14 protein-coding genes are annotated in these 15904 nt (G+C 41.1%); 9 read left to right on the top strand and 5 right to left on the bottom strand.

Features of this window, described 5'->3' with window-relative positions; genetic code table 11:
• Positions 1-332 precede the first annotated feature (332 nt).
• Together KIH88_RS05095 and KIH88_RS05090 are read left to right on the top strand one after the other, a co-directional pair.
• Positions 333-1091, top strand: a complete 759-nt coding sequence (locus KIH88_RS05095) for an ABC transporter ATP-binding protein (RefSeq protein WP_000173370.1) — start codon at positions 333-335, stop codon at positions 1089-1091.
• A 1-nt stretch (position 1092) separates the two neighbouring features.
• Positions 1093-3081: an FtsX-like permease family protein gene (locus KIH88_RS05090; protein ID WP_084873178.1), complete on the top strand. Its 1989-nt coding sequence runs from the start codon at positions 1093-1095 to the stop codon at positions 3079-3081.
• 39 nt (positions 3082-3120) lie between these two features.
• Here the strand turns inward: KIH88_RS05090 and KIH88_RS05085 are convergent, their stop codons facing one another.
• Positions 3121-3816, bottom strand: coding sequence for a VIT1/CCC1 transporter family protein (locus KIH88_RS05085; RefSeq protein ID WP_084873176.1), 696 nt, complete (start codon positions 3814-3816; stop codon positions 3121-3123).
• 205 nt (positions 3817-4021) lie between these two features.
• On the opposite strand from KIH88_RS05085, the gene KIH88_RS05080 reads away from it, so the two are divergent.
• Genes KIH88_RS05080 through ftsY form a run of 3 tightly spaced genes read left to right on the top strand, consistent with a single transcriptional unit; the run spans position 4022 to position 6945 of the window.
• Entirely contained in the window at positions 4022-4813 is a 792-nt protein-coding gene (locus KIH88_RS05080) for a Cof-type HAD-IIB family hydrolase (protein WP_084873174.1), read from the top strand.
• Entirely contained in the window at positions 4813-5631 is an 819-nt protein-coding gene (locus tag KIH88_RS05075) for a Cof-type HAD-IIB family hydrolase (protein ID WP_084873172.1), read from the top strand. The genes KIH88_RS05080 and KIH88_RS05075 overlap by 1 nt, the downstream gene beginning before the upstream one ends.
• A 3-nt stretch (positions 5632-5634) precedes the next feature.
• Positions 5635-6945, top strand: a complete 1311-nt coding sequence (gene ftsY / locus KIH88_RS05070; RefSeq protein WP_084873169.1) for a signal recognition particle-docking protein FtsY — start codon at positions 5635-5637, stop codon at positions 6943-6945.
• Positions 6946-6989: 44 nt separating this feature from the next.
• Here the strand turns inward: ftsY and zwf are convergent, their stop codons facing one another.
• The 3 genes from zwf to KIH88_RS05055 all read right to left on the bottom strand — a co-directional run bounded on the left by zwf (position 6990) and on the right by KIH88_RS05055 (position 11531).
• On the bottom strand, positions 6990-8477 hold the full coding sequence (gene zwf / locus KIH88_RS05065; RefSeq protein WP_033585324.1) for a glucose-6-phosphate dehydrogenase: 1488 nt from the start codon (positions 8475-8477) through the stop codon (positions 6990-6992).
• 148 nt (positions 8478-8625) lie between these two features.
• Complete coding sequence (locus tag KIH88_RS05060) at positions 8626-9366, bottom strand: amino acid ABC transporter ATP-binding protein (RefSeq protein WP_007516801.1); 741 nt, start codon at positions 9364-9366, stop codon at positions 8626-8628.
• Positions 9366-11531 (bottom strand): ABC transporter substrate-binding protein/permease, encoded by a 2166-nt coding sequence (locus KIH88_RS05055; RefSeq protein WP_213987980.1) that lies wholly within the window; start codon positions 11529-11531, stop codon positions 9366-9368. Before KIH88_RS05055 ends, KIH88_RS05060 begins: the two co-directional genes overlap by 1 nt.
• Before the next feature lie 180 nt (positions 11532-11711).
• Here KIH88_RS05055 and uvrB point away from each other — a divergent pair, with 180 nt between their 5' ends.
• The 4 genes from uvrB (at position 11712) to KIH88_RS05035 (ending at position 15386) form a co-directional block, all read left to right on the top strand.
• A complete protein-coding gene (gene uvrB, locus KIH88_RS05050) occupies positions 11712-13700 on the top strand; it encodes an excinuclease ABC subunit UvrB (protein ID WP_213987979.1) in 1989 nt (662 codons plus the stop codon).
• A gap of 14 nt (positions 13701-13714) precedes the next feature.
• Positions 13715-14341, top strand: coding sequence for an NAD(P)H-dependent oxidoreductase (locus tag KIH88_RS05045; protein WP_213987978.1), 627 nt, complete (start codon positions 13715-13717; stop codon positions 14339-14341).
• A 16-nt stretch (positions 14342-14357) separates the two neighbouring features.
• On the top strand, positions 14358-14846 hold the full coding sequence (locus tag KIH88_RS05040) for a GNAT family N-acetyltransferase (RefSeq protein WP_213987977.1): 489 nt from the start codon (positions 14358-14360) through the stop codon (positions 14844-14846).
• Positions 14847-14918: 72 nt separating this feature from the next.
• Positions 14919-15386 carry an 8-oxo-dGTP diphosphatase gene (locus KIH88_RS05035; protein ID WP_213987976.1) on the top strand — a complete coding sequence of 156 codons (468 nt, stop codon included), beginning with the start codon at positions 14919-14921 and terminating at the stop codon, positions 15384-15386.
• Here KIH88_RS05035 and KIH88_RS05030 read toward each other — a convergent pair.
• Entirely contained in the window at positions 15383-15898 is a 516-nt protein-coding gene (locus tag KIH88_RS05030) for a transcription repressor NadR (protein WP_000159158.1), read from the bottom strand. The two genes, KIH88_RS05035 and KIH88_RS05030, sit on opposite strands and share 4 nt — an antisense overlap.
• Positions 15899-15904 lie beyond the last annotated feature (6 nt).

Below are 15904 nucleotides of genomic sequence, written 5' to 3'. Positions count from 1 at the left end.
GTAGACTGAATAGTGAATTTTAACCCTTGTATCTGTAAGGGTTTTCTTCTTGTTTCCCCATTTATGGTACAATACTTTTAGTGAAATTTCTAAATTTTTTTCTATCTTACAAAAATGTAAGATTAAAGTCTCTTTTGTAAGGTTAGGTTATGGCAGGCTACCTTTTTTTGCGATAAACTAGACTCATAAAGAACAAAGGAGCAAAACCATGAAAAGAATTTCACAAAAGAAAACAAGAAAACCAAGTCAAAAAGATATCGAGCGCGTTCAACTAGGATGCGCTATGATGCAAGCACAGTTTCAATTGATGGGATATTAAGAAGGAGAAAATCATGACACTTTTAGATGTAAAACACGTTCAAAAAATCTATAAAACACGTTTCCAAGGAAACCAAGTCGAAGCACTCAAAGATATTCACTTTACCGTAGAAAAGGGTGACTATGTTGCCATCATGGGTGAATCTGGTTCGGGGAAATCAACCCTGCTCAACATCCTAGCTATGCTGGATAAACCAACTCGAGGCCAGGTTTACCTAAACGGAACAGACACAGCCACTATTAAAAATTCACAGGCTTCTAGCTTCCGTCGTGAGAAGTTGGGATTTGTTTTCCAAGACTTTAATCTGCTAGATACCCTGTCTGTTAAGGACAATATCTTACTTCCTCTAGTTTTATCTCGAAAACCCATTACGGAGATGATGAAGAAATTGGTAGTGACAGCTGAAAATTTGGGCATCAACCAATTGCAAGAGAAGTACCCTTACGAGATCTCAGGCGGTCAAAAGCAGCGGGTGGCAGTAGCACGCGCCATCATCACAGAACCTGAAATTCTCCTTGCTGATGAGCCAACAGGAGCCCTTGACTCCAAGTCATCTGCAGCCTTACTCGATGTATTTGATGAAATCAATGAGCGTGGCCAAACTATTCTTATGGTAACTCACTCAACGGCAGCAGCCAGCAGGGCCAAGCGCGTTCTCTTTATCAAGGACGGAATTCTTTACAACCAAATCTACCGTGGAGAGAAAACAGAACGTCAGATGTTCCAAGAAATCTCTGATACCTTGACTGTTATGGCAAGTGAGGTGAATTAGTATGTTTCGATTGACCAATAAGTTAGCGGTTTCGAACTTAATTAAAAACCGCAAACTCTACTATCCCTTTGCTTTAGCTGTTCTCTTAGCTGTGACCATCACTTATCTCTTTTACTCATTGACACTTAACCCTAATATTGGCAAGATCCGAGGGGGAGAAACTATCTCTATGACCCTCGCTCTTGGTATGGTGGTTGTTACCATCGCTTCTGGAATTATTGTCCTGTATGCCAATAGTTTTGTCATGAAGAACCGCTCCAAGGAGCTGGGTGTATATGGTATGCTGGGTCTTGAAAAGCGCCATTTGATCAGTATGGTTTTTAAGGAGCTTGTTATTTTTGGTTCCTTAACCTTGACAGCTGGTCTCGGTCTAGGAGCTCTCTTTGATAAGCTAATCTTTGCCCTTCTTCTGAAGCTGATGAAAATGAAAGTGGAGCTCGTTTCGACTTTCCAACCAATTGTCTTTATCCTAGTTCTCATCGTCTTTGGAGCTATCTTCCTAGGTCTGATTTTTATCAATGCCTTTCGTATTGCACGCATGAATGCCCTTCAACTCTCTCGTGAAAAGGCCAGTGGTGAGAAAAAAGGACGTTTCTTAGGCCTTCAAACTATTCTAGGTCTAATCAGTTTGGGAGCTGGTTATTACCTAGCAGTAACAGTTGAAAATCCACTTTCTGCTGTTCTGATTTTCTTCGTAGCAGTCTTGTTGGTAATTTTGGGAACTTATCTTCTCTTCAATGCAGGAATCACAGTTTTCCTACAAATCTTAAAGAAAAACAAGCGTTATTATTACCAACCTAACAACATGATTTCCGTATCCAATCTCATTTTTCGTATGAAGAAAAATGCGGTTGGTCTGGCAACGATTGCTATTCTTTCAACCATGGTCTTGGTGACAATGTCTGCTGCAACGAGTATCTTTAAAGGCTCTGAAACTTTCAAGAAAGTCATGAATCCACATGATTTTGGAATTACAGGACAGAATATTGAAAAAGAAGACATAAATAAACTCCTAGACCAGTATGCTAGTGATAAGGGATTGACTGTTACAAAGAAAGAAGTTCTTACATACAGTAGCTTTGGTGTAGCAAATCAAGAAGGTACGAAATTAACAATCTTTGACAAAGGTCAAAACCGTGTTCAACCGAAAACTGTTTTTATGGTCTTTGACCAAAAAGACTATGAGAATATGACGGGGCAAAAACTCGCACTTTCAGGAAAGGAAGTTGGATTGTTTACTAAAAACAAAGAACTTCAAGGACAGAAAGAACTGACTCTAAATAACCAGACCTACACGATCAAAGAAGAAATCAAAAAAGATTTTATTCTTGAACATGTCCCAAATCAGTACAATATTCTAACTTCGGACTATAACTATCTGGTTGTTCCTGACCTACAAGTCTTTCTTGACCAGCATCCTAATTCTTCCATCTTTAATCAATACTACGGTGGTATGAATGTAACAGCTAGTGAGGAAGAGCAACTCAAACTTGCCAACGACTATTCAAAATTCCTTGGTGATTTTAATAGAGAATTAAGCAAAGAAGGAAGCTATGTTTACGGAAGCAATCTAGCTGATAGCAGTGCGCAGATGAGTGCTCTCTTTGGTGGAGTCTTCTTCATCGGTATCTTCCTCTCTATCATCTTTATGGTGGGAACAGTTCTTGTCATCTACTACAAACAAATCTCTGAAGGCTATGAAGACCGTGAACGCTTTATCATTTTGCAAAAAGTCGGTCTCGATCAAAAGCAAATCAAGCAAACCATCAATAAACAGGTGCTAACTGTTTTCTTCCTCCCTTTGCTCTTTGCCTTCCTACATCTTGCCTTTGCCTATCATATGCTTAGTCTCATCCTAAAAGTCATTGGGGTGCTAGATGCAACCATGATGCTGACTGTCACTCTGTCCATCTGTGCGATCTTCCTCATCGTCTACGTTTTGATTTTTATGATTACCTCAAGAAGCTATCGCAAGATTGTGCAAATGTAAAAAAGATACCTCGATGATTGTCGAGGTATTTCTTTTATTTTAAATGCTAAAGAGTTGTCCCAAGAGGAAGGTTACGCCCATGGTCAGAAGTCCGATACAGAGGTTGCGGATCATAGCTGTTTTCGTAGGAGCCTTGCCTAGTTTAGCACTGGTATAGCCAGTGACGAGAAGGGAAAGGGCCACGATAAAAACAGTAGAAGGAATACGATAGTCACTTGGAAAGACGGTGATTGAAAGCATAGGAGGAAGACTTCCCAGTACAAAGGCAATAAAGCTAGAGATAGCAGCATGCCAAGGATTGGTAAATTCTTCGTACTCGATACCGTATTTTTCCTCAACCAAGGCTTTGAGTGGATTTTTTAAAAAGGCCTTGTTGGTCAAAAGTTGAGCGGACGTTTCACACTCACCGTTTTGAAGATAGGCAGCATAGAGGGATTGTTTTGCAGATTCGATATCCTTATCCAAGAGCAACTGTTCTCTAGCAACAGCGGCTTCTTCCGTGTCTTTCTGAGTGGATACAGAGACATATTCGCCACCGGCCATAGAGAAAGCACCAGCGAGGATAGCCGCTAAACCTGATAAAAAGATAATCCAGATATTGCTTGTCGCACTGGCAACGCCGATAACGACTCCAGCGATGGAAATAATTCCATCATTGGCGCCCAGAACACCTGCGCGTAGGATATTGAGTCGTCCTGCAAAGTTAGCATCAATTTCATGTTTTATTTCTGTCATAGTCATCTCCTTTCTCTCCATTATAGAGAAAAGAGTAGGGGAATACAAACTTTTTAAACTATCTGAAAAAAGTTCTACGATTCTAATTTTTAGGTCCTTTGAAGTTTCTCCGAAAAAGTAGTGCTATCCTACTGTACTGGACCTTTTTAAACTTATCTATGGTATAATAGAAGATAGATTTATCAATTGGAGAATAAAGGATTTTATGATTAAACTTGTAGCAACGGATATGGACGGAACCTTTCTTGACGGAAAGGGGCGGTTTGATATGGAACGCCTCAAAAACGTACTTGTTTCTTACAAGGAAAAGGGGATTTATTTTGCAGTGGCTTCAGGTCGTGGCATTCTGTCCCTGAAAAAGTTGTTTCCGGATGTGCGTGATGAAGTGATTTTTATAGCTGAAAACGGGAGCTATGTTGAGTTTCATGGTGAGGATATGTATGAGGCTACTATGTCTCGGGATTTTTACTTGAGCACTTTTGAAGCTTTAAAGAAATCACCCTATTTTGATGAAAGAAAAATGCTACTGACTGGGAAAAAAGCTTGTTATGTTTTGGATACAGTGGATGAGACCTATCTGATGTTCAGTCGTCACTACAATGAAAATATTCAAAAAGTAGCGAGTTTAGAAGATATCACGGATGAGATTTTTAAATTCACCACCAACTTCACAGAAGAAACGATAGAAGCTGGAGAGGCCTGGGTCAACGAAAATGTTTCTGGTGTGAAAGCCATGACAACAGGTTATGAATCCATCGATATTGTCTTGGACTACGTTGATAAGGGTGTGGCTATTGTTGAGCTAGCAAAAAAACTGGGTCTAACCATGGATCAGGTTATGGCGTTTGGCGATAATCTCAATGACCTTCATATGATGCAGGTTGTTGGGCACCCAATCGCTCCTGAAAATGCGCGACCAGAGATTTTAGAATTAGCAGAAGCAGTGATTGGCCACCATAAGGACCAATCAGTGATGGCTTATATGGAGGGCTTGTAATGGCGGATATTAAATTGATTGCACTGGACTTGGATGGCACTTTGCTGACAACGGATAAAAAGCTGACAGATCGTACCAAGGCGGTCCTCAAAGCTACGCGTGACCGTGGCATCAAGGTCGTTCTGACAACAGGTCGTCCTCTAAAGGCTATGGATTTCTTTCTCCATGAGCTAGGGACTGACGGTCAGGAGGATGAGTATACCATCACCTTTAATGGTGGTCTGGTGCAGAAAAACACGGGAGAGATTCTAGATAAAACCGTCTTTTCAATCGACGATGTGGCGCGATTATACGAGGAAACTGAAAAACTCGGACTTCCGTTAGATGCTATTTCAGAAGGTACAGTCTACCAAATCCAGTCAGACCAAGAAAGTCTCTATGCTAAGTTCAACCCAGCCCTGACTTTCGTACCTGTCGCTTTTGAAGAGCTATCTAGTCAGATAACTTATAATAAATGTGTGACTGCCTTCCCCCAAGAACCCTTGGATGCGGCCATTCAAAAGATTTCTCCAGACTTGTTTGACCAATATGAAATCTTCAAATCGCGTGAACTCTTATTGGAATGGTCACCGAAAAACGTCCACAAGGCAACAGGTTTAGCGGAATTAATTAAACACCTAGGTATCGACCAAAGTCAAGTCATGGCTTGTGGGGACGAGGCCAATGACCTTTCCATGATTGAGTGGGCAGGTTTGGGAGTTGCCATGCAAAATGCAGTTCCAGCAGTTAAGGCAGTTGCCAATGTGATTACCCCGATGACCAACGACGAGGAAGCCGTTGCTTGGGCTATCGAAGAATACGTGTTAAAGGAGAACTAGAATATGGGATTATTTGACCGTCTATTCGGAAAAAAAGAAGAGCCGAAAATTGAAGATGTTGTAAAAGAAGCTCTGGAAAATCTTGATTTGTCAGAAGAGGTTGAAGAAAACCAGACGTCAGTCGAAGAAACAAGTCAGGAAGAGACAACAAGAGAAAAAGTGGAAGAAACACCTGCTCAAGAAGAAATTCCTCAGTTCTCGACAGAAGAAGTTATTGAACCAGAACTGGTTGAGGAAACATACCAAGAGGAGCCTGAGCTAGAAGCTGATGAATTGGAGCAAATCCAAGAGACAGAAGAAGTTCTAGGAGTAGAGAGCCAAGAATCTCTAGAAACTGAAGAAGAACTAACGTCTGAAGTTGTAGAAGAAGAACTTCCTCAGGTTGAAGAAACCGTTCAGGAAAAATATGACCGCAGTCTCAAGAAAACTCGTACGGGATTCGGTGCTCGTTTGAATGCCTTCTTTGCCAACTTCCGTTCAGTCGATGAAGAATTCTTCGAGGAATTGGAAGAACTGCTCATCATGAGTGACGTCGGTGTGCAGGTCGCTTCAAACTTAACAGAAGAACTACGTTATGAAGCCAAATTAGAAAACGCTAAGAAGCCAGACGCACTCCGTCGTGTCATTATCGAGAAATTGGTTGAACTCTATGAGAAGGATGGCAACTACGATGAGCAAATCCATTTTCAAGATGGTTTGACAGTCATGCTCTTTGTTGGTGTTAATGGTGTTGGGAAAACAACTTCTATCGGGAAATTGGCTCATCGCTACAAACAAGCTGGCAAGAAGGTCATGTTGGTTGCGGCAGATACATTCCGTGCTGGAGCTGTTGCTCAGCTAGCTGAATGGGGCCGTCGTGTTGATGTTCCTGTTGTGACGGGGCCTGAAAAGGCTGATCCAGCTAGTGTAGTCTTTGATGGGATGGAACGTGCTGTAGCAGAAGGGATTGATATCCTTATGATTGATACAGCAGGTCGTCTGCAAAACAAGGACAACCTTATGGCCGAGTTGGAAAAGATTGGTCGTATTATCAAACGTGTCGTTCCTGAAGCACCTCATGAAACCTTCCTGGCCCTTGATGCGTCAACTGGACAGAATGCCTTGGTACAAGCTAAGGAATTTTCTAAGATAACACCATTGACAGGAATTGTTTTGACAAAAATTGATGGAACTGCCCGAGGTGGTGTTGTACTAGCCATTCGAGAAGAACTCAATATCCCTGTAAAATTGATTGGTTTCGGTGAAAAAATCGATGATATAGGGGAATTTAACTCAGAAAACTTTATGAAGGGTCTTTTAGAGGGCTTGATTTAATACAAAATAAATATCCTGCAAGTTAATCTTGCAGGATATTTTTGCTATTCTAAACGTCCATCTTCACGATAGGCGATATCTGGTTGCCAGGTCCATTTGGCTCCATACTTCTCAAGTAAGTCAAAGCTAGCTTGTGGTCCCATGCTCCCAGATTTATAATCGTAGAGTGGAGCTCCGTTTTCAGCCCAGAGTTTTTCAATACGGTCAATCAATTTCCAAGAAGCACTTACCTCATCCCAGTGGCTAAAATTGGTTGAGTTGTTGTTCAAGACATCGTAGATTAATTTCTCGTATGGATCTGGTGAGGCTCCAGTAGCAGTAGCATCTGTACGGTAATCCAGAGAACTTGGTGCCAGGTTAAATTCTTCACCGACTTGCTTCCCATTGAGGCTGAGTGAGAAGCCTTCAGTTGGTTGGATATAGATTGTCAAAATGTTTGGAGCAAGAGGCTCTCCAAAGATAGAGTCCATTTGCTTAAAGACGATATTGACATGAGTGCCTTTTTCTGTCAGGCGTTTACCAGTACGGAAGAAGAAGGGAACACCACGGAAACGATCGCTATCTACAAAGAAGGCGCCAGATGCAAAGGTTTCTGTTGTAGATTCAGGATCGACATTTGGCTCGCTTCGATAGGAAATGTATTTCATACCATCGATTTTACCAGAGCGGTACTGACCACGGATAAACTGTTCTTTCAATTCTTCCTCAGTTGGATGATAGAGGTTTTTAAAGACCTTTATCTTTTCAGCACGAATCTCATCCTTTGTAAAGCTAGCTGGTTTGTCCATGGCTAGAAGAGAGAGGAGTTGGAGTGTATGGTTTTGCACCATATCACGAAGGGCGCCAGATTGATCATAGTAGCCACCACGTTCTTCTACACCCAAGCGCTCTGCAAAGGTAATCTGAACATTATCGATGTGTTCGCGATTCCAAACATTCTCAAAAATCATGTTGGCAAAACGAACAGCAAAGATACTCTGAATCATCTCTTTACCTAGGTAATGGTCGATACGGTAGATCTGCTCCTCATCAAAGGCCGCAAGGAGATCTTCATTGAGCTTGCTCGCTGTTTCGTAGTCTGTACCAAATGGTTTCTCAACGATCAAGCGCTCAAAACCTTTGCCATCGACAATGTTTTCAGATTTGAGGTGCTTGGCAATGGTTCCAAAGAACTGAGGTGCCATAGACAAGAAGAAGAGCTTGTTGTGTTCAGCTTGGTATTTTTCATTCAGCTCAGCTTGTAATTGACGCAAAGCAATGTAATGTTCCGTATCATTCACATCATGGCTTTGATAGTAGAAGTGGCTAGCAAATTCTTGGGCTTGCTCGGTACTATCTGCCAAGTCAAGGATGGACTCGACAACTACAGATTCAAAATATTCCTTACTCCAAGGTCTACGAGCTGTTCCGATAACAGCAAAATGCTCAGAGAGATTGCCTGATTTATAGAGCCTGAAAAGGGAAGGGTAGAGTTTGCGTTTAGCTAAATCTCCACTCGCACCGAAAATTGTAACAATAACCTTTGATGACATCTAGCTACCTAATTTCTATATTTTTTCCTAGTTGGACTAGGGATGAGATTTTCTCATTGTCATAGATTTTATTTTATCATAATTTTCAAAAAAATCAAAAATCCAATACGCAATTAAAAAAGTGTAAGGAGAACCTTACACTTTTGTTTTATACATTTAAGACCTTGTCCAAGAACTCTTTTAGACGAGGGTGTTGCGGGTTGTCGAAGATTTGATCTGGAGTTCCATCTTCCAGGAACTCACCATCAGCCGTAAAGATAACACGATTGGCCACCTGACGAGCAAATCCCATCTCGTGGGTTACGATGATCATGGTCATGCCTTGCTCTGCTAATTCCTTCATAACGTTTAGTACATCTCCAACCATTTCAGGGTCAAGAGCGGAAGTTGGTTCATCAAAGAGCATAATATCAGGATTCATGGCAAGTCCACGAGCGATGGCTACACGCTGTTTCTGACCACCTGAAAGGCTATCTGGATTGGCATTAGCTTTATCTGCTAGTCCAACCTTTTCAAGCAACTCCATCCCCAATTTCTCAGCTTCTTCTTTGGTCATCCGTTTGTGTTCAATAGGAGCAAAAGTGATATTCTCTAGAACGGACATGTGAGGGAAGAGATTGAAATGTTGGAAGACCATTCCAACGTTTTCGCGAACATGGTCGACATTGGTTGATTTGTCAGTCAAATCATAACCATTCACAGTAATGTGACCACTCGTTACCTCCTCGAGAAGGTTAAGGCTACGGAGGAAAGTGGATTTACCAGAACCAGAAGGACCGATGATACAAACAACATCTCCTTCATAGAATTTAGTAGTAATGCCTTTTAAAACTTCGTTTTTTCCATAATACTTATGCAAATCATTTACATCAATTTTTAGTTTTGCCATTAACGAATCCTCTTTTCTAAGCGTTTCGCTAGTCTAGTCAAAAGCGTGATAATTACAAGATAGAAGATAGCAAGGATTGCATACATCTTGAAACTTTGGTAGTTACGGGCGATGATAATCTTACCAGTTTGGAAAAGTTCAACCAGACCGATAGCAGACACGATGGTTGTATCTTTAAGAGCGATAACGAATTGGTTTACGAAGTTTGGCAACATCAATTTAGTCGCTTGTGGCAAGATAATCTTTCGCATGGTTTTTCCATAAGAGATACCAAGACTGCGGCTGGCTTCCATTTGCCCAACTGGAACAGCTTGAATCCCACCACGAACGATTTCAGCGATATAAGCTGCCGCATTAAGTGAGAGGGCAATAGTACCAGCTACAAAGTCATTGATTGGACTTTGTTGGCCTGTAATCGACTCGATGAAGTTTGGAATACCCCAGAAGATGAAGGCTGCAAGAATCATCAAAGGAATACCACGAATCACATCAACAAAAATCTCAGAGATCAGACGAAGAGATTTGTATGGGCTAACGCTAAACATACCGAAGATAATCCCGATGACAATGGCAATTGCAAATGAGATAAGAGCTAGAGCAAGAGTGATTCCAAGTCCACTAAGAAGTTGTTTGTAGTTGTTTTGAAGCAAGCCCCAGATAGTTGTTTCGTCAACCATACTTGTAGAGTCAGTTGAAGTTTCGCTAGCTAGATACTTGTCAAGAATTTTTTGGAATTCTCCGTTAGCTTTGAGGTTAGCAAGTCCGTTATTGAACATCTGGATTAATTCAGGATTTGTGCCTTTTTTAACAGCAAAGGCTGTTTCTCCGATTGGAGTTCCAGCGATTGGAGTTTTCAATTTTTGACCTTGGCTGATAGAATATTTGAGAACTGGCTCATCATCCATCACGGCATCGATAGAGCCAGTATTCAGACTGTCATACATAGAAGCGCCATCTGCAAAGGTTTTAATCTTATAGCCGTATTTGCTTTGATTTTCAGTAAGGAACGTTTGAGAAGCAGTCCCGTTTTTAACACCGACAGTTTTATCCTTGAGGTCTTCATAAGAAGCAATTGTGCTTGATTCTTTCACACCGAGAATCGTATTTGCTGTGTAGTATGATTCTGAGAAGTCAAAGGTTTCCTTACGAGCATCTGTTACAGACATACCAGCAATGATACCATCTGCTTGTCCTGCTTGAACAGCACTGATAGCTGCGTCAAATCCTGGGTTGGTAATTTCAATTTCAAAACCTTGATCTTTGGCAATGGCCTTGATAAGGTCCATATCAATACCGGTGTATTGATTGCTTGAATTTTGAAAGACGAATGGGGCAAAAGATGAATCGCTGGCAATAATGTACTTGCTTTTCACTGGAGTAGCTTTTTGTCCAGCAGCAGTAGTTGTCGTTGGGCTTGCCGTAGTTGTAGAAGCAGTCCATTTTTGGATGATTTGCTCTAAGCTACCATCCTTCTTCATTTGTGCTAGGGCTTCGTTAAACTCGGTAACCAAGTGTTCATACTTGCTCCCCTTCTTGACGCCAAAAGCAAAGCTTCCAACAGCCTCACCATCCATATTGATGCTGAGATCTTGTCCTTGGTTAATCGCATACTCAATAACAGGTTTATCATCCATGATGGCGTTCACAGCACCAGCACTTAGACTGTTATTCATCAAATCACCTGTATCAAAGGTTTTAATAGAGAAACCGTATTTATCTTTGATACTTTCGAGGAAACGTTGAGCGGCAGTTCCGTTCTTAACTCCAACTGTTTTCCCACTAAGTTCCTCATATTTGGTGATTTTATTTGCCTTTGTCGTAGCAATGACAACTTTTGTATCATAATAAGTATCAGACATGGTAAAGACATTTTCACGTTCTTTTGTTTTTGTCATACCTGCCATAATGGCATCTGCTTGACCTGATTGCACTGCATTTACAGCTGCATCAAAGCCAGGATAAGACATTTGGATGTTCCATCCTTTGATTTCTGCGACTTTATTGATAATATCAACATCAATCCCTTTATAGGTTTGATCTGAATCTTTAAACTCAAAAGGTGCGTAAGCTGTATCAGACACAATCTTAACAGTATCAGCTTTTGCCATACCTAGTGAGAAAATGGGAAATAAAATGAGCAAACATGCTAGTATTTTTTTCTTCATTTTTAGTCTCCTTTTCCGAATATTTTCCCATTATATCAGAAAATGAATGAAAAGGCAAATTTTATGGATTTTATGTAAGGAAATGTAACATGAAATACTCACTCTTATCAACTTAGAGAGGAGTCTGAAAAGTAAATTTATGGTAAAATAGAAGGATAGAAAAAAGCAGATGAGGCAATCATGATAAATCGAATTACAGATAATAAATTTAAACTAGTATCAAAATACCAACCTTCAGGAGATCAACCACAAGCGATTGAGCAGTTGGTCGATAATATCGAGGGTGGAGAGAAGGCTCAAATTCTGATGGGTGCGACGGGTACAGGGAAGACCTATACCATGAGTCAGGTCATTTCCAAAGTCAATAAACCAACTTTGGTCATTGCTCACAATAAAACCCTAGCTGGTCAGCTCTATGGGGAGTTCAAGGAATTTTTCCCTGAAAATGCTGTTGAGTACTTCGTATCGTACTATGATTATTACCAACCTGAGGCATATGTCCCTTCGAGTGATACTTATATTGAAAAGGATAGCTCGGTAAATGATGAGATTGACAAGCTTCGACACTCTGCGACATCAGCACTTCTGGAGCGTAACGATGTCATCGTCGTGGCTTCTGTCTCTTGTATCTATGGTCTGGGTTCGCCCAAGGAATATTCTGATAGTGTTGTTAGTCTTCGTCCAGGTCTTGAGATTTCTCGTGACAAACTCTTGAATGACTTGGTAGATATACAGTTTGAACGTAATGATATTGATTTCCAACGGGGAAGATTTCGCGTTCGTGGGGATGTGGTGGAGATTTTCCCAGCTTCCCGAGATGAACACGCTTTTCGAGTAGAATTTTTCGGAGACGAAATCGACCGTATCCGTGAAGTTGAGGCCTTGACAGGTCAGGTATTGGGAGAAGTGGATCATGTGGCGATTTTCCCTGCCACTCACTTTGTGACCAATGACGACCACATGGAAGTTGCGATTGCGAAAATTCAAGCAGAATTAGAAGAGCAGTTAGCTGTCTTTGAGAAGGAAGGCAAACTTCTTGAGGCCCAGCGTTTGAAACAGCGGACAGAGTATGATATTGAGATGTTACGTGAGATGGGTTATACAAATGGGGTTGAGAACTACTCACGCCACATGGATGGTCGTAGTGAAGGAGAGCCTCCTTATACGCTTCTCGACTTCTTCCCAGATGATTTCTTGATCATGATTGATGAAAGTCACATGACCATGGGGCAGATCAAGGGCATGTACAATGGAGACCGTTCGCGTAAGGAAATGTTGGTCAATTATGGTTTCCGTTTGCCGTCTGCCTTAGATAATCGTCCTCTCCGTCGGGAGGAGTTTGAGAGTCATGTGCATCAGATTGTTTACGTTTCAGCGACACCTGGTGACTATGAGAATGAACAGACCGAGACAGTGATCGAGCAAATCATCCGTCCGACTGGTCTTCTAGATCCAGAGGTGGAAGTTCGTCCGACTATGGGACAGATTGATGACCTTTTAGGTGAAATCAATGCCCGTGTTGAAAAGAATGAGCGTACCTTTATCACCACCTTGACCAAGAAAATGGCCGAAGATTTGACGAACTACTTCAAAGAAATGGGCATCAAGGTCAAGTACATGCACTCAGATATCAAGACCTTGGAGCGTACTGAGATTATCCGTGACTTGCGTTTAGGAGTCTTTGATGTCTTGGTCGGAATTAACCTGCTCCGCGAAGGGATTGACGTTCCTGAGGTAAGTTTGGTTGCCATTCTAGATGCTGATAAGGAAGGTTTCCTTCGTAACGAACGCGGTCTCATCCAGACCATTGGACGTGCTGCCCGTAATAGCGAAGGGCATGTCATCATGTATGCGGACACGATGACTCAATCTATGCAACGTGCTATCGATGAAACGGCTCGTCGTCGAAAAATCCAGATGGCTTATAATGAAGAGCATGGTATCGTCCCTCAGACAATCAAGAAAGAAATCCGTGACTTAATTGCCGTGACTAAATCAGTAGCTAAGGAAGAGGACAAGGAAGTCGATATCAATAGCCTCAACAAACAAGAACGCAAAGAACTCGTCAAAAAACTCGAAAAACAAATACAAGAAGCCGTCGAAGTGCTTGATTTCGAGTTGGCTGCTCAGATACGCGATATGATGTTGGAAGTCAAGGCGTTGGATTAGATAGGAGAGAATGAATGAAAATTTTAGTCATCAATGGACATCCTGACAAGGAAAGTTTCTGTCAAGAAATTTTTCGAACGATTGTAGAAAATATTGACTCAAATCATCATGAGCTTGAATCTATTAACCTAAATGAGATAGATTTTGATCCTGTATTACGTTATGGTTATCGAAAACGTATGGAAGAGGACTCTTTCATACTTCGCTCTCAGGAATTAATCCAGTGGGCAGATCATTTCATTTTTGTTTATCCAATTTGGTGGAGTAGTATGCCTAGCTTATTGAAGGGTTGGATTGATCGTGTTTTCACGCCAGGAATTGCGTACTCTGCCAATAATCAAGGAAGTTTTATTTGGAATTACTTAAGAGGTCAGCAGTTTAAAAAGTTACTAAAAGGAAAATCAGCCAGTATTTACGCAACATCCATGGCACCAACATGGTGGTACAAAGTATTCTCAGGTCCTATCAATATCCCAGACAGTTATGGAATATCAGTATTAAAGAATGCTGTCCTGAATCATTGCGGTATCAAAACAAAGAAAGTTTCAATTTTGGGTGAGTTAGGGCGTGAGGTGAATACAAATTCTACAAGACAAAAGTATCTACAAAAAGTAGCTGAGGAAGTCAAGGAGTTGGGCTAGTGAAGGAGAAAAATAAATGGATATTGCTATCAAACAGATGGAAACTCCTGAAGAGATAGAAGGAAAATCTCTCGTTCACTGGCAAACGTGGAGAGAGGCTTATGACGACCTTTTGCCTGCAGAATTTCAGGAGACAATAACATTAGAAAGATGTCGATTCTTTAGTCAAAAGTATCCAGAAAATACATTGATTGCGATAGATGGCATGAAGGTAGTTGGTTTTATCAGTTATGGAAACTTTCGTGATGAGACTATTCAAGCTGGTGAAATTATGGCTTTATATATTTTAAAAGACTATTATGGAAAAGGTATCGCACAAAAGTTAGTGAAAGCAGCTTTGAATGCTCTTGATCATTTTTCTGAAATTTTCTTATGGGTATTGAAAGATAATAAGCGTGCCATTGCTTTCTATCAAAAAATGGGTTTTACTTTTGATGGACAAGAAAAGATGCTTGACCTTGGAAAACCTATAAAGGAAAAACGGATGGTATTCTATTCTAAATAATTTTAAAAAGTAAAAGCTAATGGCTCTGGTACCAAGTCTGAAAATTTAATAAATTAGAAAGTGAGTAAATTTATGTCCCGTTACCAATCAACTATTTTAACCAATATCTGTCTAATCGAAGATCTAGAAAATAAGCGAGTAGTCATGCAATATCGGTCTCCTGAAGAGAATCGCTGGTCTGGTTATGCCTTTCCTGGAGGCCATGTAGAAAATGGAGAGTCTTTCGCAGAGTCTGTCATACGTGAGATTTATGAAGAAACAGGTCTAACCATTCAGAATCCTCAACTAGTCGGTATTAAAAATTGGCCCTTAGATACAGGTGAGCGCTACATCGTCGTTTGTTATAAGGCGACAGAGTTTACTGGAAGTCTCCAATCCTCAGAAGAAGGAGAAGTATCTTGGGTGCAAAAAGACCAGATTCCAAATTTGGATCTGGCCTATGATATGTTGCCTTTGATGGAAATGATGGAAGCACCTGACAAGTCTGAGTTCTTCTATCGCCACCGTACAGAAGACGGCTGGGAGAAAGAAATTTTCTAGTCTTTTACTAAATAACCTAACTGATCCAAGGCCTCCTCGATATAGTGGAGGTCTTGTTGTGTTTCTGCTTCAACAAGGTGGTAATGGATGCCGTCTGTCAATTCAGAAAGGGGTCTAAAGTCTGAATTCTCAACTTGTTCCAGAAAGTGCTGAACATCTCGGCGGCAGGTGAGTTTGAGTAGGGTTTCAATTTCGCCATAAACGGGATGATCGATTAAGATATTTTGAACGCGTCCGCCATTATCTACAATAGCTAGTAGTTCCTGACCGATTTCTTCCAGTTCATGTTTCACTTTAAAGAGTTTGTGCACGTAGGGGCTGGCATCATTTTCTTTGTAGATATAGCCACGATTGGTGGATAGGATAGGAGCTCCATCTGCTCGGAGAATAGCGATGTCCTGTACAATGACCTGGCGCGTAACATGGAAGTGTTCAGCCAAGGTTTGACCATTGAGAGCTTTTGGTGCCTCTTTTAACAGTTTGAGAAGAGCTTGTTTGCGATCCTTTGTCATAGTTTT

The organism is Streptococcus oralis (genome assembly GCF_018448765.2).
Classification (GTDB): Bacteria; Bacillota; Bacilli; order Lactobacillales; family Streptococcaceae; genus Streptococcus; species Streptococcus oralis_BM.
Note: the sequence above shows the minus strand (reverse complement) of the source record. Positions and strands in the feature narration are given on the sequence as shown.